An 18,194-nucleotide genomic window follows, 5' to 3' on the forward strand; every position below is an offset into this window, starting at 1 on the left:
TGTATACTATTTTGCCATAAAATCTCCCGTGCAGAATCGTATATAAGTTATCGAGGGGTGTGAAAGACTTGACCGACACTGAGTTCGATTTCAGGGTGGAGCTGATCCTGAAAAATGACAAAAACGGGCTTAGGGAGATCTATCAATGCTACGGCAAGGTGATATATAACATCATGCTTGACATTGTGAAAAGTCCTCAGGACGCTGAGGACCTCACATCAGATTTTTTCCTAAAGCTATGGGACACCGCAGGTCAGTACCGAAAGGGAACGGGGCATAAGCGATATCTGACTGTAATGGCGAAAAATCTCGCTCTTGACTTTATCAGAAAAAGGCGGCACGAAACGCCGACCCTTGATGATGAAGAAGCAGGGCATAAAGAACAGCAGGACAGTATGCGGGTAGACGACGATGTGATCGGAAAGCTCACCTTTGAGGAGGCTTTGAAGCTGCTTTCAGAGGGCGAAAGGGATATCCTGAACATGAGGCTTGGAATGGATATGACATTTCGTGAGATAAGTCGGGCAGTGGGGAAGCCGCTGGGTACTGTCACATGGAAATACCGTCAGGCTGTTTTCAAACTAAAAAAGACCATAAAGGAGGACAGTATCTATGGCTAAGAACATAAAATTTCTTTACAAAAAGCATATTTCTGATACTGCCCCTGACATGGAAAAGCTCTGGGACAGGATAGAGGGACAGCTTGAAAACAAAACGGACAAAGATCAGACACGGATAAAAGTAAGCCGCAGAAATTACAGAAAATTTGCAGCGGCAGCAGCCTCGCTCGTGCTTATTATCGGCGGCGTAAGCCTTTACGCCGATATCCGCTCAGAGTCGGACAGTGTTTCAAAGCATAGCGTAGAAACGGCTGACAAGGCTAGGCTTGAAAACAGAGAAGAAAAGACATACGAACAGCTCAGTTTCAGCCACACAGACACAAAGGCTTATGAGGACAGCTACATTCCAAAGGGCGATGATTATTTCACAGAGGACAGCGTTCTGGAAGATACAGACTTCTTTGCAGATGTGACAGTGCTCTCAGCAAGGCTTGACAGCGACAGCGCACATTACACCCTGAGAATAAACAGCCTTGTATCAAAGACAGGAGAAGAAAGCAAAACAAATATCACCATTGAAAGCTCTACCCCTTATATCATGCAGGAAAACAGAGAATATTTCATACCACTGAGGAAAGAAAACGGCACTTATTCTATGGCCTTTGAAAATGCACCTCAGATAGAAATTTCTCTTGACGGGGATATCGTTTTTCAAAACGGCTGGAAAAGTCTTGACGATGATTCGGGTATTCTTAAGGACTCGCAGAAAAGCAAGAACGATTATTTCTATGACCGAATGAGATATTCCTCGAAAAACGATCTGCAAGACCTGCTTGCTAAGTGGAGAACTATGTAGCTAAAAACGCAAGGGCATATCGCCCACGCTATTTTACGGGAGATGACAGCTATGAAAAAGACAACTTCAAACAGCATAAAAAGAAACTTGACCACAGCTCTGTCGCTTATGATGACGGCGACAATGCTTGCTTCATGCGGAAGCGGTTATGACGGCTCGGAGAGCAGAAAGAGCAATATCTATAATAACACCGCAACTGATAGCTACAGATACAATAATGACGCTTCGGCGGAAACCGCTAAAGGCTCGACAAATATCGCAGGGGATTATAACACCGAGGAGTATAATCACCTGACGGAAAACGGCTATAAGCTTGTTTCAGACGAACCGCTTTCCACCTTTTCCACAGACGTTGACACGGCTTCCTACACAAACGTGAGAAGAATGATAAATGATGGCTGGGAGGTCGATCCTGACGCTGTGAGAACAGAGGAGTTTATAAACTATTTCAAGTATGATTATGAAAAGCCGACAGAGGGCGCGGTGTCTATAAATACCGAGCTTTCCGATTGTCCTTGGAACAGTGAAGCAAAGCTTATGCTGGTGGGGCTTCAGGCAAGGGAAGCAAAGGTCAAGGACGTTCCTACAAACCTTGTTTTTCTCATAGACGTGAGCGGCTCAATGGAGGACGAGGATAAGCTTCCGCTTGTTCAGCAGGCTTTCTCAATGCTTGCTGAAAACCTTGGGGCTGATGACAGAGTTTCTATCGTCACTTATGCAGGCAGCGACAGCGTTGTTCTTGAGGGCGAAAGTGGCGACAACAGCGAGGAGATAGTTTCAGCACTTAACAGCCTGTCAGCAGGCGGCTCGACAGCAGGTGCGGCAGGAATTACCACAGCTTACAAGCTTGCAGAGGAGTATTTTATAGAGGGCGGTAACAACAGAGTTATCCTTGCAACTGACGGCGATCTGAACGTTGGTCTGTCAAGTGAAGAAGAGCTTACCGACCTTATATCACAAAAGCGTGACTCAGGGGTATATCTCTCAGTGCTTGGCTTCGGCTCAGGAAACTATAAGGATAACAGGCTTGAAGCCCTTGCTGATAACGGCAACGGAAACTATGCTTATATCGACAGCGTTGACGAAGCAAAAAGAGTGCTTGTAACAGAAATGAGCGGAACTCTTTTCACTGTCGCAAAGGACGCAAAGGTGCAGATAGAGTTTAATCCCGAAAATGTTTCAGCATACAGGCTGGTGGGCTATGAAAACAGACTTCTCAATGACGAGGACTTTGAGGACGATACAAAGGACGCAGGCGATATTGGCTCGGGTCAGCAGGTCACGGTTTTGTATGAGATAGTGCCAAATAACGGCAATGAAAAGTCGCTGAAATATCAGGATAACGAGAGCAAGGCTGAAACCAACGAGCTCAGCGGAGAAATGCTCACAGTTTCAGTGAGGTATAAAGACCCGGAGGCGAGCGAAAGCAAGCTTATAGACAAGTCTGTTATGTGTTCTGACTATACAGAGGCTGTGTCACAGAATTTTGCAAAGGCTTGCTCTGCGGCAGAGTTTGCAATGGTGCTTAGAAACAGCGACTATGCAAGCGGTCTTACCGCTCAGGGCGTTGTGGATTATATGGAACAAAACAATGTTGACAACAGCGAGCTTTTTGAACTTATATACAAATATATGCAAAACGGCACAGGCAGCGAGGCAAGCTACTGGTAAAGAACTAAATCGAGGGGTGCTGCATGGTCATCACCCCTTTGGGTCATAAAATTTACCTCTTGCATAGAAATCTGCACCTGTCAGCCAAAAGGGGTTTACATGAAAAGAAAAATAGATTATAATAAGGCTGTCAGACAAAACAGGGGGTGAAAGCGTGAAGATCAGGATAGAGATAGATGAGAATATGTCTGAAGACGAGATAGTCATAAGGTGCGCCCAGCCCGATGAACGTGTGCTTAAAATGAAAAGGGCGGCGGAGTCCGCTGAGAGCGAGCCTGAGATAGCTTTTTTCAAAGACGCAGTTCAGTTCTATCCTCCCCTTGATTCCATACTGTTTTTTGAAACAGGGGAACATAATCTTAACGCACATACCTCCGACGACGTTTTTCAAGTGAAAATGAAACTTTTTGAGCTTGAAAAGATACTTCCACGAAAGTTCGTGCGGGTGTCAAAATCAGCAATCGTGAATGTAAAGCACATCTATTCCGTTGAGCGAAACATAACCTCTGCAAGCCTTATAAGCTTTGCAGGCACTCACAAACAGCTTTACGCCTCACGGAGCTATTACAAGCTTTTGAAGCTCAGACTTGGAGAAAGGAGATTTCTATGAAAAACAAAAATCTTATATGGGGCTTGTTCTTTATCCTTGCAGGCGTTGCGCTTATCCTTGACCGCATAGGTCTGCTTGGAAGTGTAAGCGTGTGGAGCGTTGTGATCTCACTGCTCCTGGTTCCTGTTATCGTAACGAGCGTCAGACACCTTAACTTCTGGGGAATATTCTTCCCTATGGCTATCATGGCGATACTCTTTGACGAAACTCTCGGTATCGAGAAGTTCACCCCATGGCCGGTTCTCGGTGCGGCACTGCTTCTCAGCGTGGGATTTTCATTTATTTTCCCTTACCGCTACAGGTTTACCCAAAGCAAGTGGACCACCCACACTACCGATAATCCTGCATGGGATAAATCCTCAGACAACGGGGAATATGTGCGTATCGACGCAAAATTTTCAGGTTGCACAAAGTATATAACCTCAAAGGTGCTGAAAAGAGTTGACATAAGCTGCCGTTACAGCGGTATGGAGGTGTACTTTGATTCTGCCGATATGGCAGGAAACGAAGTCGAGCTGAATGTTGATGTGCTTTGCGGCGGAGTGGAGCTTTATATCCCGAAGAACTGGGGCATAAAGGTGGAAGCCGACTGCGTTCTTGGCGGAATAGACCAGCCTAACGGAGCTTATGATGAAAAAGAAAAGATCCTTATCATAAAGGGCAGAGCAAAGATCGCAGGAATAGATATAACATATGTTTAGTCTTATGTGAAAGAACAAAAGTAAAAGCTGCGGAGTTTTCCATCCGCAGCTTTTTGTATGTCTGATTATTCTTGAAGTATCATCTTGTCTGAAAGTTCGTCCTCGGCGGTGTCGGAATAAAGCTTCATAAGCTTTTCCACCGTCATGTTTGCTCTCTGCTCGCCCTCGATTGTAAGAAGCAGTTTGCCTTGGCTCATTACGATAGTCTTGTTGCCGTATTCAATGGCATTTGAAATGTTGTGTGTTATCATAAGAGTAGTCAGTGCGTTTTCTTTTACTATCTTTTCGGTTATCCTCATGACCTTTTCTGCGGTCTTAGGGTCAAGTGCCGCAGTGTGTTCGTCAAGAAGCAGAAGCTTTGGTGTAACGATAGTCGCCATAAGCAATGTGAGAGCCTGTCGCTGTCCGCCTGAGAGCAAGCCCACAGGCATTTTCATTCTGTCCTCAAGACCTAAGTCAAGCTCCTTGAGCCTTTCTCTGAACACTGAAACGTCCTTTTTCCTGATACCGATAGTCAGCGAACGACGCTTTCCACGGCTGTAGGCAAGGCCGAGATTTTCCTCTATGGTCATGTTTGGCGCAGTTCCTCTCAGCGGGTCTTGGAAAAGCCTGCCTATAGTTCTTGCGCGTTGATGCTCCTTTAGGTGAGTGATGTTCTTTCCGTCAAGGAATATCTTGCCGGTGTCAGCCTCGTAGCTGCCACTGATAACGTTCATAAGTGTGGATTTTCCTGCACCGTTTGAGCCTATGACAGTAACGAAATCTCCGTCAGCTACATCAAGGTCTATGTGCTGGAGCGCCTTACGCTCGTTGGCAGTGTTCTTGTTGAAGGTTATGTTTATATTTTCAAGCTTAAGCATTTTAAACCTCCTATTTGTCACTGCATACACGCTTGTATGCCTTTGTGATATACTTCTTGATAGCAGGCAGAGAGATAGCAAGGGCAACTATGCAGGCTGAGAAAAGCTTTGTGTAGTTGCTGTCCATACCGAGATTCATTGCAAAAGCAAGAACAAATCTGTATGCTATCGCACCGAATATCGCCGCAAGTATTCCGCAGAGGATCGAGTGCTTGCTGAAGAATATCTCACCGATAATGATAGAAGCAAGGCCTACCACCAGCATACCTGTACCGCTGTTTGAGTCGCCTGCCGAGGAATACTGAGCGTACATTGCGCCTGAAAGGGATACCAAAGCGTTTGCGATGGCAAAGCCCATTATCTTCATTCTGTCTGAGTTTATTGAAGAAGCCCTTACCATGTATTCATTGTCGCCTGTGGCTCTAAGTGACATTCCTGCCTGAGTTTTAAGAAACCAGAAAAGCAGAACAGCCGCAATAACAAGCACGATACCTGCCGCCGCAAGCTTGTAATAGTCGCCGAAATATTTCTGAGCCATTGTAAATATAGTATCTTTCTTATAGAGTGAAATATTAGGTCTGTCCATGATTTTCAGGTTTATGGAATAAAGAGCCGTCATTGTGATTATTCCCGCAAGTATAGGCTGAACGTTGAGTTTTGTGATAAGTATTCCTGTCACGCTTCCTGCGATAGCTCCTGCAACTATTGACAGCAGTATGCCCTTGATAGGGTCGCCGTTGAAAGCCTGCATAACTGATACTGCAACGCCAAGGGTGAAAGTTCCGTCTACTGACAGGTCAGGGATATCAAGTATCCTGAATGAGATGAATATTCCAAGCGCAAGGATAGCAAAAACAAGACCCTTTTCAAATGTTCCCGTAACAACGCTTTCCGTGAGCTGAGTGTTTATTATCACAAGAAGTAAGATCAAAAGCACAGCTTTCGGTATAAGCGAGATAACTGTTTTCTTATTCAGTTTCATATAATTTTCCTTTCAATAAAAAATAGCAGGGAGCGAAAGTCCCGCTCCCTACTATTATACTATGTTTGCTTTGATTTTGCAATAGTTTAATCAAAGTAAACTGTCTTTTCTCCGTTTGCGATATCGTCAGGAATAGTGATACCGATCGTGTCAGCAGTTGTCTTGTTGATATAAGTGCTGAGGTCCTCGTTGAATACCTTTATTGGTATCTCGGAAGCCTTCTTTTCACCGCTGAGTATCTGAGCTGCCATGTTTGCAGTTTCCTTACCAAGGTCGGAATACTCGATACCAACAGTGCCAAGACCGCCGTCCATTACCATTGAGTCAGCGCCAACGAACATTGGAACCTTTGCCTTGTTCATAACTTCTGTTACAGTGCCCATAGCGCCTGCGATAGTGTTGTCGTTAGGGGAGAATACAGCGTCGCACTTTGCGGCAAGGTTCTGAGCAGCTTCCTGAACCTCAGATGTGTTTGAAGCAGCGCCTTCGATAACAGTGATACCCTTTTCCTCACAGTAAGCCTTTACTTCTTTAAGGGTAGAAACTGAGTTGTCCTCGCCTGTGTTGTAAAGATAACCGAGAGTTTTTATTTCAGGCTTCATTTCAAGCGCAAAGTCAAGTATCTTTGTGATAGCGAGCTTGTCAGATGTGCCTGTGATGTTTGCCCCTGTGCTTTCAAGCGAGTCGCAAAGACCTGCACCGATAGGGTCTGTTACTGCGGAGAATACTACCGGTATCTCCTCAGAGTATGGAGCTGCGAGCTGTGCGCATGGTGTTGTGATAGCGATGATGATATCGTCACCGTCAGCCTTGAACTGGTCGAGTATCTGCTGAACAGTTGTTGACTCGTTGTTAGCCTGCTGAGCGTCGATAGTGCAGTTTTTGCCGTCAACATAGCCAAGCTCTGCAAGTCTGTCGATAACAGCATCTCTGATAGTGTTGAGAGATGTATGCTCCATTATCTGAACAATGCCTATCTTATAGTGCTTTTCTGATGAGCCGCCCGTCTTTGAATCGTTTGAGGAGTCCTCCTTAACGCCGCATGACGCAAGAGCAGCCACAGCCATTACCGCTGCAGCGGCAAGTGCCAGAACTTTTCTTAACTTCATATATGTACCATTCCTTTCGTATTTACGGGGATTTTACCCTACTACTCTATTAAAGCACAGCCGTAAAAGTTTGTCAAGTAAAAGTTAAAAGGATTGTAGAAATAGTAAAAGTCACAGAGAAAATTCCCATGGATTTTGTATGTTTTGCAGTCGGTTGACAGAAATGTGAAAAAAGGCTATAATGATATTTGTAATATTGCAGAGCGGGAGGTTTCATATTGGGACTGAAAAGGGTTTCCGTGATAGGGCTTTGTCTTGCGGCGGTGGCAGCGGTTGTAATGCTTGCTGCGGTGATAATAAGACCGCCGAAAATATATATAAGCGAGATATGCCCCTCAAACAGTGAAACATCTGAGAAAACAGCTATGCAGGACAAAAACGGAGAACCAAGCGATTGGATAGAGATGTATAATCCCACGAATAAAGATATTTCTCTTACGGGATTTTCACTTTCAAAAAATGGCGGTGGAGATCAGCCTTTGGGCGGATATGTCATTAAAGCCCATGACTATATAATAGTATACTGCTCGTCTGCAGGCTTTGAAAATGCTGATTTTCCTCACGCTGATTTCAGCATAGGCAAGGTCAGCAAAGCGGAGATAATATTGAAATATGACTCGCTTCAGTGCGAGAGCATAAAATTGCCTAAGCTTAATAAGGGCGTGAGCTATTCTAAAAATGCCAAGGGTGAAATGTACGTTTCAGAGCCTACACCTCTTGCGGCGAATGCAGAGAAAACTATCGGAGATACACCTGTGTTTTCTCAGGCGGCAGGCAGCTATGAAAAGGCTTTTGACCTTGAGATAACCGCAGGAGAGAGTCAGACGGTGTATTATACCACCGACGGCACCGACCCTGCCACGTCGGACACAAGAAAGGTCTATGAAAATGCCCTGAGAATTGACGACAGGTCAGATGATGAAAATGTCCTTTCGGCTTATGACCCTATGAAAATACAGCTTGACTATCGTGACAGCATAAAACTGCCTGACAAAAGCGCAGTTGATAAGGGCACTGTCATTAGAGCTTGCGCAGAGGGTACAAGCGGAAAGTGCGGAAAAACTGTTACTGCCACTTATTTTGTGGACGTTTCAAGTGCAGATCATAACGATCTGCCTATAGTATCCATTACCACCGATCCTGATGGGCTTTTCAACGAAAAAACGGGCATTTACTGTCTTGGGGACGTATACAAAGAATATGACGAAGAAAACCCCGACCACCCTTGGAACGGCTCTATCCCTGCAAACTATAATCAGCGTGGCAGAGAGTGGGAAAAAGAATGTTATGTTGAGTATTTCGACAGCGAGGGCAACAGCCTTATTTCTCAGGATTGCGGCATAAGAATACAAGGCGGCTGGTCTAGGGCGGATTATCAAAAGTCGTTCAGGCTTTATGCCCGAAGCGATTATGGCAAAAGCTCTTTTGATACAGCTTTCTGGGATAGCTTTACAGATGTAAACGGCGAGGCTATCACCTCATGCAAGACCTTTGTGCTTAGAAACGGCGGAAATGACGCCAATTATTCAAAATTCAAGGACATGATGATACAAAATATGGTTTCAGGCAGAGGCGTTGAAACTCAGCAGGGAACAGCCTGCGTGCTGTTTATAGACGGTGAATACTGGGGTCTTTATACTCTCCAATCCGATTACAGCGACAGATATTTTGCGGATAGGTATAATGTAGCGAAAAGCAACGTTGTCATGTATAAAAATGATGAGCTGAGCGAGGGTGAGGCTGAGGACGAAAAGCTTTTCAATGATATGTATAAGTTTATCACAGAAAACGATATGTCCATTGAGAAGAATTATCGCAAAGCCTGCGCAATGATAGATATGGATACCCTTGTGGAGTATGCCGCCACAGAAATGTATATCTTCAATGACGATTGGCCGCAGAACAACTATGCTTGCTGGCGCACAAGAACCATAGAGCAGGGCAATAGCTATGCAGATGGCAGATGGCGCTTTGTGCTTTTCGACACGGAATCGTCATGCTCGCATTATAACGAGAAGGATCTGGAAACAAATATGTTCTCGTATCTTAGAAGCCAAAGCTATACAAAGTTTGGCGGAATACTTTGCAGCCTTATAGATAACGAAGAATTCGATTTGAAGCTCACCTCGGCAATGTGTCAGCTTGGAAGCGTGGACTTTACTGCGGAGCGGTTCGGGGAGTATCTCGAATATTATAAGAATATCTATTACGGCGAGCTTGATAATTATTTCGACCGTTTTCCAACATGGGCAAACCTTGCGAAAGCTACAGACCCTATGATAATACGTTGGCAGAATTTTATTGAGGGAAGATATGATAAAGTGCTTGGCTATCTTGAAAGAGAGTTTGACTATTATGAGCGCAGAACAGTGAAGATATCAGCGGATAACGAGCAGGGAAGCGTTCTGATAGGGGGCGTTGAAATAGAAAGTGATTATAGCGGCACATATTTTGACGGCTGTGAGATAAAATTGAACGCACAAGCAAAATCAGGCTGGCATTTTGACCATTGGGAGGGCGTAAAGGGCGATAATACCCAATCGGAGATAAAAGCTAAGGTGAATGATGATATGAATATCAAAGCCGTTTTTGAAAAAAATATTGTTTAGCATAAAAAAGGTCTGTCACCAAAATCAAGTGACAGACCTTTTACTATATAACTTAATCTGCAAAATCAATATCTACAGAGCATATCTCAGCGTCAGTTCCTACCCTCATGAAAGTGCCGTATACACCAACACCAGAGGTGACAATGGAGTACATATTATCTTTCTTTATCATGCCACATGGGTTTTCCCAGAAAAGACCTATTGTCAGATTGCCTGGGAAAAGCTGTCCGTCATGTGTGTGTCCTGAAAAATCTATGTCCGCACCTGCGTCAGCGGTCTTTTGAAGCTCATCAGGCTCGTGGGAAAGCACGAATATCGGCTTGGTTTTGTCAAGATCTTTAGTAAGCTCTGATATCTCTGCACGAGTGCCGTCCTCAGTGCCGGGCTTGTCAGTGTCACGCCTGCCCACAAGATAAAATTCATCGTTTATCAAAACTGACTCATCATTGATAAGCTTTATGTTACACTCTTTTATAAAGTTTGTCATTTTTTTGCTATTAAGCTGCTTGCCGCCCCAATCGAATGTGAAGCCCATTAGTATCTTTTCATCAATGTCATGATTGCCGTAGACCGCATATACGCCATATTTGCTTTTTATGGACTTGAGCTGTGCCTTTATCCCTTCCGGATCGTCCATGCCGTCATAGCTGTTGTCAAAAATATCTCCTGCAATTATAACAATGTCAGCGTCCTGCTCATTTATTTTCTCAACCATGTTGGTGATGTGGTCCACACCGATGGCGTAACCCATGTGCAGGTCAGCCACAAGCACAGCTTTTAAATGCTTGTCACTGCCGCATGACTTGTTGACAGTTACGCTGTATTCATTCACCTTGATGTTTCGTGCATTGAAAATGCCGTAAAGACAGGTCGCCACCGCACAAGCCACAACCACCGAACCTATGGAAATAACGCTTCCACGGGAAAAAAGCAGCGTGTTTTTGAGCTTCGTGTGCTTTGCGATAAGTCTTAGCAGGTCAAAAAGCACCACATACAAGAGCGAGTAGAGTATAATGCCTATCCAGTATGTAGAAATTCGCCTTATGACGATAGCAACGGCGGATTTCGGAAGCAGAAAAGCTATAACAGGCGAAAGCGCCATGAAAAGATAAACCACTGCAAAAGGCACTTTGAAACGCAGCCAGTTAAATCTGTGGTTGCAGTGCTTCATCCAGTAGAAAAATCGGAACATCATGTATGATGATACGCCCAGATAAAAGGGCAGAAGAAATAGAAATATCATTATTATGCCACCTTATAGATAAGTGAGGAATGAGGAATTAAGGTATCGCCTGCGGCGATGATTTTTTTGTAGGGTCGACCTTTGGTCGCCTGTTTCGCCGCTTGTGGCTGATGAGTTTTTTATTCCTCTTTGAATCTCTCCAAAAAGCTGTGTCTGCCCTCGTCATCTTTGTATGCAATGACCTGATTGAGCATAACATTCTCCACACTCTTGAAAATGTTGTATTCCACCTGCGGATTAACAAGCTTTAGCTTTGCAATAAGCTGTTTTATCTCCATACGCTTTGATACTGTCCTGCTGTCAGGTGCGCAGGTGGTGCAGGTGTCGGTGAACTTGCAGGCACACTGTATGAAACGCAGCCCGTTATAGTCACGCCACCTTTTTATGTCGTCCTCTCTTACCATATAGAGAGGTCTTATAAGCTGCATACCCTCAAAATTTGTGCTGTTGAGTTTTGGCATCATGGTCTGTATCTGTCCGCCGTAAAGCATTGACATAAGTATAGTTTCGATAACATCATCATAGTGATGTCCAAGTGCGATCTTGTTACAGCCAAGCTCCTGCGCTTTGCTGTATAAATGACCTCTTCTCATTCGTGCGCACAGATAGCATGGATTTTTCTCCACATTGTATACAGAGTCGAAAATATCAGACTCAAACACTGTTATGGGTATTCCAAGCCGCTTTGCGTTGCGCTCGATTATCTCACGGTTTGCAGGACTGTAGCCCGGATCCATAACAAGATATTTTACCTCGAAAGGGAACTTGCTGTGGCGGTGAAGCATTTGTATGAGCTTTGCCATGAGCATTGAATCCTTGCCGCCCGATATGCACACCGCTATCCTGTCATTAGGCTTTATAAGCTCATATTCGTTCACAGATTGTGTGAATCTGTTCCATATCTCCTTGCGGAATTTCTTTTGTATGCTCCGCTCAGCGTCCTGTGAGATATCCTCTACGACCTCTTTGGAAAGCTTTTCTCTCAGCCAGCCATAGTAGCCACCCTCTAGGTTTTCAGCGTCATAGCCAAGCTCTCGAAGCTTTTCGGCCTCAGTGTCGCTTATAAGTCCGCTTTTACAGCAGATAAGAAGCTTTTTGTCCTTTGGCAGGTCGCTTTTATCAAGCTTTTCGACAGGGATGTTCACTGCTCCGTCAATGTGACCATACTCAAAAGAAAGCTCGTCCCTTATATCTATTATCAGCGTGTTGCCGCTTGCATCTATCATTTGTCAGTTGACCTCCGCAAAATTAATCACTATTCTTTATGATAGCATAAAAATCAACTTTTTTCAAGCTTTATGCACAAATACGCAAAAATAAAAAGGCAAAGCCTGATACTTTGCCTTTTGTTTTATGTCTTGTGTCTGTTTCTTATATAGAATATTATGGATATTGCCGCTACGATAAATTCCGTGACAGGATAAGCAAGCCATACGCCAGTTAATCCTGCTGCCTTGGACATAATGAAAGCCATTGGCACGATAAGAGCAAAGCCCCTTAATATGGTGATGGTCTGGGCTGGTATGATCTTTTCAGAAGCCGCAAAAAATGCAGATATTATTATATTGAAGCCTGAGAAAAACAATCCGGTGAAGTATATTTTCATGCCGTCCTCTGCCATGCGCTGAAGAGAGTCAATATGCTCGCTGTTGAATATAGCGGCGATAGGTGTTGTGAAAAATGCGATAGCAAGGTAAACCATGAGTGCTATCACAAGCTGTGATATAATAGAATATCTCAGCACTGCTCTAAGGCGGTCTTTGTCACCAATGCCGTGAGCAGCACTGATAAGCGGCTGACCGCCTTGTGCGATACCGGTGAATATGGATACCGCCACAATGGAAGTATTCGCTATCACTGCATAAGCTGCAACTCCTGTGTTGCCTGCAAGACCAAGTATTATTATATTGAACGCAAGCACTACGATGCCTGATGAAAGCTCAGTTATAAGCGACTGCACGCCTATGGATAATATGCCGCCAAAGGTTCTCCCTTCGTGCCTTGCCCTGACGATATGGAAGCTGTTCTTTTTGCGAAATTTGTATATGCTCAGTATGCAAAGGCTTATGACAGGCGAAAGCCCTGTTGCAAGGATAGCTCCGAAAATGCCCATATCCAGTGGAAAAATGAACACATAGTCAAGTATTATGTTTGAAAAGCTTCCCGTAAGCATTGCCGCCATTGAAAGCTTTGGGTTTCCGTCATTTCTTATAAAGCAGTTGAAAGTGTCGTTAAGCACAAAGAACGGTCCGAACATCATAAGCACTTTTAGGTAGGTATTAGTCATGCCAACAACGCTGCCCTTTGCGCCAAGAAGCTTCGCAAGTGGCATTGAGAAAAACGCTCCGCCCAAAAAGTATATCGCTCCAAGCACCAGAGCCATAAGCAGCGCACAGGTGAAAACTCTGCTTCCTGCTTCGTCACGTTTCTGACTTTTGTATATTGCAAACTTTGTCGCTCCGCCCATGCCGATCATAAGACCTGTTCCGTGGATAAGGCTGTATATCGGAATGGCGATATTCAGTGCAGTTACGCCGTCTGCACCCATGCCCTTTGCGACAAAGAACGTGTCCGCAAGGATATAGCACGATACACCTATCATTCCGAGAACGTTCAGAGAAGCATATCTGGCAAAATCCCTAAGATGTGAATTTCTATTCATTTTTACCCTCCGTTTATCCCACAAAAAAACGCCGAACACCGCTGTCTTTTAAAGCCTAACGACAGCAGGTCCGACGCAAAACTTCTACCCGGCGGCAGAAGTAAGCATTAAACATATAAGATTATAACAGAGTATAACAGCATTGTCAAGAGGTAAATGACTTTGCTTTATGTTAAATAAATGTTAAAAAACGCTCTCTGCGGTTGACAAGTTTTTAACAAAGCTTTATAATGAAATTGACAGAAAGCATATATAATATTATATGACAGCCTTAAAATTTTATATACCGATAACAAAGAAGGGGAAACTATGAATTTAACTCATCTCAGATATATGGTAGAGGTCGAAAGACTTGGGTCTATCACAAAAGCAGCTTCAGCACTTTATATGGGTCAGCCTAACCTTTCAAAAGCCATAAAGGAAATGGAAAGAGAAGTTGGCATACCGATTTTTAAAAGAAGCGCAAAGGGTGTTGTTGCCACAGAAAAGGGCAAACAGTTCCTGCAGTATGCAAAGGCCATACTTGTGCAAATGGATAAAATGGAGAGCCTTTATAAGGATAATGGTGAAAACGCTGTGAACTTCTCTCTGCTTTTGCCAAGGGCAAGCTATATAACCCACGCTTTCACTTGCTTTGTGAACAAGTTAGGCACGAATGTGGAGCTTGACGCAAAAATAAGGGAAACAAACTCCATGGAAGCCATAAACGCAGTGGTGGAATGCGAATATAACATGGGTATAATCCGTTATCCTGTGGCGTATGAGAGCTTTTTCATGTCTATGATAGAAGAGAAAAATCTGAAATATCATAACGTGTGGGAGTTTGATTATGTACTTATCACAAGCGAAAACAGCCAGCTTGCTAAAGAAAAAGAGATAAACGAAACTGTCCTTGATAAATACATAGAGGTATTGCACGGCGATAATATCGTGCCGAACATCTCAGCGACTTATCAGAAGAAAAACGCTGAGCTTAATAATCACAGCAGGCATATTTACGTCTATGAGAGAGGAAGTCAGTTCGATATCCTCTCGGCTTGTCCGGACTCATTCATGTGGGTAAGCCCTCTGCCAAAGGAGATATTGAAGCGTTATGGCCTTGTGCAGAGAGTTTGTCATAGCTTCAAAAAGACCAATAAGGACGTTCTTATCTATCAGAGCAATTACCGCCTTAGCCATGCGGATCAGATGTTCCTTGATGAGCTTGAAAGGGTAAGAAAAGAGATATCAGAATAATTTTTAGCATAAAAATGCGGGCGAACATGAAAGGTGTTCGTCCGCTTTTTGTTTAAGGCAATACCGCACAAGATCTAAGTCCTGAGCATATTATAGGTCAACGTGACTACAGAATATGCCACCGTCCTTTGTAATGTCGATATAGGCATAGCTTGCAGGCTTGCCGTCTCTCGGCTGACCTGCACTGCCGGGGTTTAAAATGTGGATACCCTCCTCATAGGCGTAGTAGCGGCAGTGTGTGTGTCCGAAAAGTGCTATCTGTGCGCCTATTTCCTTGGCTTTGTAAAAAAGTCTGTCGGTAGAGTATTTCACACCCCACTTGTGGCCATGTGTGAAAAATATCTTTATACCGTCATCGGTCATGTATATGTCGTTTTCGGGAGTGAGCGAAGCAAAGTCGCAGTTTCCTGATACGTTTACTATCTTTTTGTCAAGATACTGCACTCTCAGGCTGTCAAGGTCACGTTCGCCGTCACCAAGAAAAATAAACAGGTCGGCGTCGCCGTTTCTCTTGAATATTTTGTGCATTGCAGAATAATTTCCATGAGTATCCGAAAAAACGATTATTCTCATAGTTACACCCCTTTACCAGTTATAACAAGCAATATTATAACATAAATATTTATAAATACTATAGAAAAAAGGAGAATTTTTTATGAGCGCAAAAAACAGCTTCAATTCTATGGATCCAAAAGCCATGCAGGCGCTTCTTGCAGTGGCTTCAAGAAAGCTAGGCACCACCCCTGATGTGCTGAAAGGTCAGCTTGAAAACGGAGTTTATGACAGGGCGCTTCAGGGTATGCCGCAAAACGAGGCAATGATGCTTCAAAAAGCATTGTCTGACCCGAAAACTGCCGAGAAAATATTGTCCTCACCACAGGCAAGGGCGATATTCAAAAAGCTTCAGGGAAAATAGTATTTTGCAGGGCAAAAGCTTGAACAGGCGGTGAAATAATTGGACGATCTGATGAACAAAATACAGAATGTGCTTAATGACGAGGAAAGCATGAAGCAGATAAAGGAGCTTGCGGATATGCTCACGGCGGATAACGGCGGACAGGGAGAGCAGGGCGGTAAAAGTGAAGCACCAACCCAAAGTCCACAGAACATGGACTTTTCTCAGCTTCTTCAAAGCCTGGGGGGCATTTCTCCCCCTGCGGAAAGCAAGCCTGTGCAAGCGACACAGGCAGGGGGTCTTGATATCGCAAAGCTTATGAAGATACAAAGCATTATGCAGTCGGCTTCAAAGCCCGATAAAAATATCCAGCTTCTTCTTGCTCTGCGACCGCTTTTGAAAGAAGAAAATCAGGCGAAAATAGACAGGCTCATAAAAATATTCAAGCTTTTTGCAGTGTATCCTGCACTGAAAGAAAGCGGACTTCTGGGAGGTGATCTGCTTGGCATATTCTGATGACAATAATTTCACCACCATGCAGGAGGATGCCATTCGCCGTGTGAGAGAAATGCAAAGGCGTTCACGAAGCATTGTGGGCGCAAGCCCTAATAGCGAGCCTGCACCACCTAAAGCAGAGGAAACCCCTCGCACTCAGAATGCTCATAGCCCACAAAAAGCCCCTCAGAGCAGTTCGCTTTTGAGCGGTCTGCTTGGGGGGAATTTAGGCGATATAAAGATAGACGAGGAAAAAGCCCTTATCGGTCTGCTTATTTACATATTATACAAGCAGGGCGCAGACATAAAGCTTCTTCTGGCGCTTGGTTACCTTCTTCTCTAAAGCGTCCATTCAAGAAGTGCAAGCATAGAAGTGTCGGAGAAAATATCGGAAAGATAGCTGTCGTCATATATCCTGTCCATGTTGTCACCTGAGTATTCTATCTCCTTGCAAAGCTCCTTGACGGTTTCAAAGCGTGCGTGAGCGTCCTGCTCACGACTGAGGTTTATGACCTCTGCGGCAAAAACGAACACTATCATAGCCTTTATTTTTGACATCAGGTCGAAATCTCTCACAGCTTTAAGAAAATATCTGTATACAAAATACACCGCAAGCTTTTCGTACTCGCCGCTCGTCTGAGCTTTTAAGGGTGCGGAAAGCTTTTTCACAAAGCGGCTTGCGTCCTTTATCTGCTGTGGGAGAATGTCGCCTATAAAGTCAAGACGTTCAAGATACAAAAGCATATTTTCGGCATTTTCCAAAGGCTTTTCAGGCAAAGCCTTTTTCAAGCTCTCCACACGTTCTGCAATTATCTCAGGGTGGGAAAGCTCCTGGGCAATGGCTTTTATCTCCTCTGTATCCTCTTCGTCAAGAGCATATTGTATCTCCGCTGACGCTGAAAGAACGTTCACAAGCCTGTCATGGAGAGAATATTCCCTGTTTTGAAGCAGGTCAATGAAAGCCGTTCGTGCAAAAAGCATGGTTTCAAGAAGCTGGGGATCGAACTCAAGGTCGTCAGGCTCTTCATCTATCTCTTTGGTAAAAAATCTTACAGGTTCATCGTCAGAAAGATACATTCTCACAGCTTCTTCGCAGGCAAGTCCCACGCCTGCCTCCTTGTAATCTCCAAACCACTCGTAAAACCTCGGGTGTTCACGGCATATGTCTGAGATGTTTTCCTCACCGTAAGCAAGCTGAACAGAGCAAAGCCCCTTTTCGTTGAGCATAGGGCATTTGCCGTCGCAGTGGACAAGATATTTCACGCCCTCGTCTTCCGTAACTGAGTTCACAAACTTCCTGCCTATATCATTGTCAAGCTTTTTGTAAAAGCCGTAGGTGTCCTCGTCTATCTCGATATCCCAATCGGTCATACAGCAGTTGTCAGAACACTGCGAGCCTGTGCAGACGAATTTTTCAAATATCTCAGGGTAAAAAAGCTTCATATAAATATCTCCTTATGAGGTGTTGACCTTATTATAATACTAATGCTTTTATCTGTCAACTTTCAGAATAAAAAAAAGGCGCTGTAAAAAAACGCGCAATAAAAAAAGACTGCAACCACCCTTAAAAGGGTAGGAAAGCAGTCTTTTTTGTGGTATAATAAATTTGATGAAAAAATACCAACAAGAATATAATACACCATATCAATTAAAATTTCCTATAGAAATTGAAAAAATTATTGAAACAACAGATCCGGTATATACA

Annotated in this window: 18 protein-coding genes; 10 read left to right on the forward strand and 8 right to left on the reverse strand. The window is 44.0% G+C overall.

The genetic code is table 11. The features are described from left to right. Window positions 1-59 precede the first annotated feature (59 nt). The 5 genes from KQH97_RS02170 to KQH97_RS02190 all read left to right on the forward strand — a co-directional run bounded on the left by KQH97_RS02170 (window position 60) and on the right by KQH97_RS02190 (window position 4,398). A complete protein-coding gene (locus KQH97_RS02170; protein WP_117891208.1) occupies window positions 60-620 on the forward strand; it encodes an RNA polymerase sigma factor in 561 nt (186 codons plus the stop codon). Continuing rightward, complete coding sequence (locus KQH97_RS02175; protein WP_117876345.1) at window positions 613-1,416, forward strand: hypothetical protein; 804 nt, start codon at window positions 613-615, stop codon at window positions 1,414-1,416. The genes KQH97_RS02170 and KQH97_RS02175 overlap by 8 nt, the downstream gene beginning before the upstream one ends. A 51-nt stretch (window positions 1,417-1,467) precedes the next feature. After that, window positions 1,468-3,087: a von Willebrand factor type A domain-containing protein gene (locus KQH97_RS02180; RefSeq protein WP_216552439.1), complete on the forward strand. Its 1,620-nt coding sequence runs from the start codon at window positions 1,468-1,470 to the stop codon at window positions 3,085-3,087. A gap of 154 nt (window positions 3,088-3,241) precedes the next feature. Continuing rightward, window positions 3,242-3,697, forward strand: coding sequence for a LytTR family DNA-binding domain-containing protein (locus tag KQH97_RS02185; protein WP_216552441.1), 456 nt, complete (start codon window positions 3,242-3,244; stop codon window positions 3,695-3,697). Continuing rightward, window positions 3,694-4,398, forward strand: a complete 705-nt coding sequence (locus KQH97_RS02190; RefSeq protein WP_216552443.1) for a hypothetical protein — start codon at window positions 3,694-3,696, stop codon at window positions 4,396-4,398. Before KQH97_RS02185 ends, KQH97_RS02190 begins: the two co-directional genes overlap by 4 nt. A 65-nt stretch (window positions 4,399-4,463) precedes the next feature. Here KQH97_RS02190 and KQH97_RS02195 read toward each other — a convergent pair whose 3' ends face one another. The 3 genes from KQH97_RS02195 to KQH97_RS02205 form a co-directional block, all read right to left on the reverse strand. After that, window positions 4,464-5,258: an ABC transporter ATP-binding protein gene (locus KQH97_RS02195; protein WP_022286550.1), complete on the reverse strand. Its 795-nt coding sequence runs from the start codon at window positions 5,256-5,258 to the stop codon at window positions 4,464-4,466. A gap of 10 nt (window positions 5,259-5,268) precedes the next feature. Continuing rightward, a complete protein-coding gene (locus KQH97_RS02200) occupies window positions 5,269-6,240 on the reverse strand; it encodes an ABC transporter permease (RefSeq protein ID WP_117928094.1) in 972 nt (323 codons plus the stop codon). An 86-nt stretch (window positions 6,241-6,326) separates the two neighbouring features. After that, the gene (locus tag KQH97_RS02205) at window positions 6,327-7,349 is read right to left on the reverse strand and encodes an ABC transporter substrate-binding protein (RefSeq protein WP_117904043.1); all 1,023 of its coding nucleotides are present in this window, start codon (window positions 7,347-7,349) and stop codon (window positions 6,327-6,329) included. A gap of 218 nt (window positions 7,350-7,567) precedes the next feature. On the opposite strand from KQH97_RS02205, the gene KQH97_RS02210 reads away from it, so the two are divergent. Further along, the gene (locus KQH97_RS02210) at window positions 7,568-9,958 is read left to right on the forward strand and encodes a CotH kinase family protein (RefSeq protein WP_216552445.1); all 2,391 of its coding nucleotides are present in this window, start codon (window positions 7,568-7,570) and stop codon (window positions 9,956-9,958) included. Window positions 9,959-10,010: 52 nt separating this feature from the next. Here the strand turns inward: KQH97_RS02210 and KQH97_RS02215 are convergent, their stop codons facing one another. The 3 genes from KQH97_RS02215 to KQH97_RS02225 all read right to left on the reverse strand — a co-directional run bounded on the left by KQH97_RS02215 (window position 10,011) and on the right by KQH97_RS02225 (window position 13,863). Further along, on the reverse strand, window positions 10,011-11,201 hold the full coding sequence (locus tag KQH97_RS02215) for a metallophosphoesterase (RefSeq protein WP_216552447.1): 1,191 nt from the start codon (window positions 11,199-11,201) through the stop codon (window positions 10,011-10,013). Between the two features lie 119 nt (window positions 11,202-11,320). Beyond that, the gene (locus KQH97_RS02220; RefSeq protein WP_216552449.1) at window positions 11,321-12,427 is read right to left on the reverse strand and encodes an ATP-binding protein; all 1,107 of its coding nucleotides are present in this window, start codon (window positions 12,425-12,427) and stop codon (window positions 11,321-11,323) included. 125 nt (window positions 12,428-12,552) lie between these two features. Then, on the reverse strand, window positions 12,553-13,863 hold the full coding sequence (locus KQH97_RS02225; RefSeq protein WP_216552450.1) for an MATE family efflux transporter: 1,311 nt from the start codon (window positions 13,861-13,863) through the stop codon (window positions 12,553-12,555). Between the two features lie 309 nt (window positions 13,864-14,172). On the opposite strand from KQH97_RS02225, the gene KQH97_RS02230 reads away from it, so the two are divergent. Next, window positions 14,173-15,099 (forward strand): LysR family transcriptional regulator, encoded by a 927-nt coding sequence (locus tag KQH97_RS02230; protein ID WP_022286543.1) that lies wholly within the window; start codon window positions 14,173-14,175, stop codon window positions 15,097-15,099. Window positions 15,100-15,189: 90 nt separating this feature from the next. Here KQH97_RS02230 and KQH97_RS02235 read toward each other — a convergent pair whose 3' ends face one another. Beyond that, entirely contained in the window at window positions 15,190-15,672 is a 483-nt protein-coding gene (locus tag KQH97_RS02235; RefSeq protein ID WP_022286542.1) for a metallophosphoesterase, read from the reverse strand. An 82-nt stretch (window positions 15,673-15,754) separates the two neighbouring features. On the opposite strand from KQH97_RS02235, the gene KQH97_RS02240 reads away from it, so the two are divergent. The 3 genes from KQH97_RS02240 to KQH97_RS02250 are packed head-to-tail and all read left to right on the forward strand — an operon-like array spanning window position 15,755 to window position 16,832. After that, window positions 15,755-16,015, forward strand: coding sequence for a hypothetical protein (locus KQH97_RS02240; protein ID WP_216552452.1), 261 nt, complete (start codon window positions 15,755-15,757; stop codon window positions 16,013-16,015). A gap of 39 nt (window positions 16,016-16,054) precedes the next feature. Next, window positions 16,055-16,510, forward strand: a complete 456-nt coding sequence (locus KQH97_RS02245; protein WP_253286342.1) for a hypothetical protein — start codon at window positions 16,055-16,057, stop codon at window positions 16,508-16,510. Next, window positions 16,488-16,832 carry a hypothetical protein gene (locus KQH97_RS02250; protein ID WP_288737292.1) on the forward strand — a complete coding sequence of 115 codons (345 nt, stop codon included), beginning with the start codon at window positions 16,488-16,490 and terminating at the stop codon, window positions 16,830-16,832. Before KQH97_RS02245 ends, KQH97_RS02250 begins: the two co-directional genes overlap by 23 nt. On the opposite strand, the gene fliB is transcribed toward KQH97_RS02250, so the two are convergent. Then, complete coding sequence (gene fliB, locus KQH97_RS02255; protein ID WP_216552456.1) at window positions 16,829-17,932, reverse strand: flagellin lysine-N-methylase; 1,104 nt, start codon at window positions 17,930-17,932, stop codon at window positions 16,829-16,831. The genes KQH97_RS02250 and fliB overlap by 4 nt on opposite strands. Window positions 17,933-18,194: the final 262 nt, after the last annotated feature.

The sequence above is a fragment of the Ruminococcus sp. MSJ-25 genome, assembly GCF_018917825.1.
Classification (GTDB): domain Bacteria; phylum Bacillota; class Clostridia; order Oscillospirales; family Ruminococcaceae; genus Hominimerdicola; species Hominimerdicola aceti.

What these genes read in the sequence shown, in the direction of transcription:
- KQH97_RS02175 (WP_117876345.1), top strand. Translation starts at nt 613, where the DNA reads ATGGCTAAGAACATAAAATTTCTTTACAAAAAGCATATTTCTGATACT.
- KQH97_RS02180 (WP_216552439.1), top strand. Translation starts at nt 1,468, where the DNA reads ATGAAAAAGACAACTTCAAACAGCATAAAAAGAAACTTGACCACAGCT.
- KQH97_RS02190 (WP_216552443.1), top strand. Translation starts at nt 3,694, where the DNA reads ATGAAAAACAAAAATCTTATATGGGGCTTGTTCTTTATCCTTGCAGGC.
- KQH97_RS02195 (WP_022286550.1), bottom strand. Translation starts at nt 5,258, where the DNA reads ATGCTTAAGCTTGAAAATATAAACATAACCTTCAACAAGAACACTGCC.
- KQH97_RS02200 (WP_117928094.1), bottom strand. Translation starts at nt 6,240, where the DNA reads ATGAAACTGAATAAGAAAACAGTTATCTCGCTTATACCGAAAGCTGTG.
- KQH97_RS02205 (WP_117904043.1), bottom strand. Translation starts at nt 7,349, where the DNA reads ATGAAGTTAAGAAAAGTTCTGGCACTTGCCGCTGCAGCGGTAATGGCT.
- KQH97_RS02215 (WP_216552447.1), bottom strand. Translation starts at nt 11,201, where the DNA reads ATGATATTTCTATTTCTTCTGCCCTTTTATCTGGGCGTATCATCATAC.
- KQH97_RS02220 (WP_216552449.1), bottom strand. Translation starts at nt 12,427, where the DNA reads ATGATAGATGCAAGCGGCAACACGCTGATAATAGATATAAGGGACGAG.
- KQH97_RS02225 (WP_216552450.1), bottom strand. Translation starts at nt 13,863, where the DNA reads ATGAATAGAAATTCACATCTTAGGGATTTTGCCAGATATGCTTCTCTG.
- KQH97_RS02230 (WP_022286543.1), top strand. Translation starts at nt 14,173, where the DNA reads ATGAATTTAACTCATCTCAGATATATGGTAGAGGTCGAAAGACTTGGG.
- KQH97_RS02235 (WP_022286542.1), bottom strand. Translation starts at nt 15,672, where the DNA reads ATGAGAATAATCGTTTTTTCGGATACTCATGGAAATTATTCTGCAATG.
- KQH97_RS02240 (WP_216552452.1), top strand. Translation starts at nt 15,755, where the DNA reads ATGAGCGCAAAAAACAGCTTCAATTCTATGGATCCAAAAGCCATGCAG.
- fliB (WP_216552456.1), bottom strand. Translation starts at nt 17,932, where the DNA reads ATGAAGCTTTTTTACCCTGAGATATTTGAAAAATTCGTCTGCACAGGC.